Below are 1,638 nucleotides of genomic sequence, written 5' to 3'. Positions count from 1 at the left end.
TTAAGGGCGAGCGTCAAGGACTTTGCCGAGAAACACGAACTTGACAAGTTCTTCCTTTACGGCTTCGGCTCTCATCATTTCTACCTGCACCAACGCTACACGAGCGACCCCGAAATGGTGATGCAACACAGAGTGCTGTCTGTACATTTCTAATCATCTAAATAACAACGACTATGGCAACAAAATGACAATTAACGGAGTAAGCACCTGCCAATCGGCAGGAACGGAGAACTACGAGAAATTCCAAACGGGTATCGACAGACGCAAACGCACCCTTGTGCAATACGACTACCGCCACACGGACGGGGAACTTTTCTCTTGTGTCAAACCCACATTAGACGAATGTCGAGCCGCACGGGACAAGTGGCTAACGGCAAAGGAAAGGAAGGAGGAGAAGCGATGAACGAAGCAGGCTACCAAACGCTGATAGTCAAATTCAGCGAACCCATTACGGCATTGGACGGCATCTTTGACGATGCCGAAGCGTGGGGAGTTGATACCCTAAAGGGGTGGATAGACAGCTATGAAAGCAGCCGTTTCACTGCCATTGACAGCCATACGGCAGTCATCACGAGCGAGTATAGCATGGAATGTCTGAAAGAGTGGCTGGAAAAATGCACACCCATAACCGAGAAAACAGAATTTTGAACATTGGGGCGGTGTCCGCACCGCCCGAACCATAAACCTAAAAGACAACGGATATGATAGCAAAGACAATTTTAGAGCAGATTGGCGGCAGACGCTTTGCCGCCATGACGGGAAGCAAAGACTTCACAGACATGGGCAACGGCTTGCGCATGAGCCTTGCGAGGAACAAGACCAGTGCCAACCGCCTTGACATCATCTATGACGGAGGGGCAGACCTATACAATATGCGTTTCTACCGCAAGACGTTCAGCAAAAAGACATTCGAGAGCAGGACGAAGGACATTGAAACGCACGAGGGGATATATTGCGATATGCTGGAGGAAATGTTCACGATGGTAACGGGACTTTACACCCGCTTTTGAGGGGTGGGCGGCAAAAGCCGCCTACTTTCTTTCATGAGCATGATGGCGGATAAGAAAGTAGGCAAAGAAACCTTTGTACCAATCTACGATAGTATTCACAAAAACAAGTTTTAATCATGGAAACAATCAGACAGAACGGAAAAACCATCTTGTACAGCAACGACGGCATAAGCATAAAGATGGTTTTCAAGAACCTTACGGGCAGGAATTTTCAAGGTCAGGAATATACAGACTATATCCGGCATATCGCAATCGGCAGCATGGGATTTTCACCCGGTATCATAGAGCATTGCAGGGACGGTGAGGTTGCAGGCAAAGGGACAATCCCGAATGTATGAAAACTGAAACTCCGATGAAGTTGGCGGCTTCATCGGAGTTTCTTTCGTCAGACACTTATTCTTTATGGTACATACAGCAGCGCAAACTCAGCCTTCCTTCGTTTGAGCAGCATGGCGTGGCGTTTCCCCTTATAGTTACAGAAAGCGATATACTCCCGGTAGATGTTCCTGTCACCCGCCTCCAGCTTTCGGATTAGCGTGCTTTTGGGTATCTTCCCACTCCCCAAAAGACGGTACGGACCGACATTGTAGGCGAGCGTGGCAAGCAGAAGCGAATCCTTCCCGAACTG

General features: G+C 48.7%; 4 protein-coding genes and 1 pseudogene. 4 read left to right on the top strand and 1 reads right to left on the bottom strand.

Going from position 1 to position 1,638, the window contains the following annotated elements:
* Nucleotides 1-184: 184 nt before the first annotated feature.
* From DW033_RS24190 to DW033_RS24175, 4 genes are all read left to right on the top strand, one after another.
* Nucleotides 185-403 (top strand): DUF3873 domain-containing protein, encoded by a 219-nt coding sequence (locus tag DW033_RS24190; protein WP_008770680.1) that lies wholly within the window; start codon nucleotides 185-187, stop codon nucleotides 401-403.
* Entirely contained in the window at nucleotides 343-648 is a 306-nt protein-coding gene (locus DW033_RS24185) for a hypothetical protein (RefSeq protein ID WP_004310302.1), read from the top strand. Before DW033_RS24190 ends, DW033_RS24185 begins: the two co-directional genes overlap by 61 nt.
* 53 nt (nucleotides 649-701) lie before the next feature.
* Nucleotides 702-1,010 (top strand): hypothetical protein, encoded by a 309-nt coding sequence (locus tag DW033_RS24180; RefSeq protein ID WP_004310301.1) that lies wholly within the window; start codon nucleotides 702-704, stop codon nucleotides 1,008-1,010.
* A gap of 116 nt (nucleotides 1,011-1,126) precedes the next feature.
* The gene (locus tag DW033_RS24175; RefSeq protein ID WP_004310300.1) at nucleotides 1,127-1,348 is read left to right on the top strand and encodes a hypothetical protein; all 222 of its coding nucleotides are present in this window, start codon (nucleotides 1,127-1,129) and stop codon (nucleotides 1,346-1,348) included.
* Between the two features lie 62 nt (nucleotides 1,349-1,410).
* On the opposite strand, the pseudogene DW033_RS24170 reads toward DW033_RS24175, so the two are convergent.
* Nucleotides 1,411-1,638 (bottom strand): annotated as a pseudogene (locus DW033_RS24170) (lysozyme); the annotation flags it as partial.

Origin of the sequence: Parabacteroides sp. AF39-10AC (assembly GCF_003635405.1) — a bacterium.
In the GTDB taxonomy this organism is placed as follows: Bacteria; Bacteroidota; Bacteroidia; order Bacteroidales; family Tannerellaceae; genus Parabacteroides; species Parabacteroides distasonis.
Note: the sequence above shows the minus strand (reverse complement) of the source record. Positions and strands in the feature narration are given on the sequence as shown.